The organism is Aerococcus sp. L_32 (assembly GCF_050689315.1).
In genome coordinates, this window is record NZ_JBOEQF010000570.1 from 1 (window position 1) to 1,127 (window position 1,127).

Here is a 1,127-nt window from a genome sequence, read left to right on the forward strand (position 1 = left end):
AGCTAGGTACAACTCAAAACCAAAAAACGTATATGCCTTACTTGCGCAAGTAAGGCATATACGTGTATAAAAGGGGATCAAATTTAGGTATTACTTGATGCGTCGGATACTATTAATTGTAGTTTGCTTGTCTTTCTTTATATCCATAATATGCATCTTCAAGGATTTCTTGCATTTCATTTACTAAAGCTAAGCGTGGATTCACTGGTGTACATTGGTCCTCAAAGGCTAAGTAGGCGATATCTTCTGTTTTATCCATGAAGGCAGATTCATCAACGCCCTGGTCTTTTAGACTCATTTGAATTCCAACACGTTCTCCAAGTTCGAACACAGCTTGTGCTAAGTTTTTTACTCCTTCTTCTGGAGTTTTTGCATCAAGTCCGATTAATTTAGCGATGTCTTGGTATTTTACATCTGCTTTGTAGTAATTGTATTTTGGCCAGTTCGCCTGTTTCGCTGGTCGGGTTCCGTTATAGCAAATAACGAATGGAAGTAAAATCGCATTTGTTCGACCGTGAACTGTATGGAAAACTCCACCAATCTTATGAGCCATTGAGTGGTTAATTCCTAAGAAGGCATTACCAAATGCCATACCCGCCATAGTTGAAGCGTTATGCATTCTTTCACGTGCTTCTGGATCATTATATTTTACTGAAGCTTCTAAGTTTTCGAATACAATCTTGATTGCTTGTAAAGCCAGTCCATCAGTAAAGTCGTTAGCCATCACTGATACATACGCTTCGATCGCGTGTGTTAACACGTCCATCCCTGTATCAGCTGTAACAAAATCTGGTACAGTCTCAACTAAAGCAGGATCTACAATTGCGACTGTTGGTAGTAATGAATAGTCCGCTAATGGGTATTTCATATTATTTTTCTTATCAGAGATAACCGCAAATGGTGTCACTTCAGATCCTGTTCCTGATGTCGTTGGAATACCTACATACTTCGCTTTAGACCCAAGTTCTGGGAACTTAACCGCTCTTTTACGGATGTCTAGGAATTTTTGAACTAAATCTCTAAAGTCTACTTCTGGTTGTTCGTAGAATAACCACATGACTTTAGCTGCATCCATAACAGATCCCCCACCTAGTGCGATAATTGTATCGGGTTGGAATTGAGCCATG

Annotated in this window: 1 protein-coding gene; it reads right to left on the minus strand. The window is 39.5% G+C overall.

Annotated elements, in window-relative coordinates; translation table 11 throughout:
* Positions 1 to 112: 112 nt before the first annotated feature.
* Positions 113 to 1,127 (minus strand): iron-containing alcohol dehydrogenase (locus ACRCJ0_RS14835; protein WP_431390976.1); only part of this gene is annotated, 1,015 nt, incomplete at its 5' end.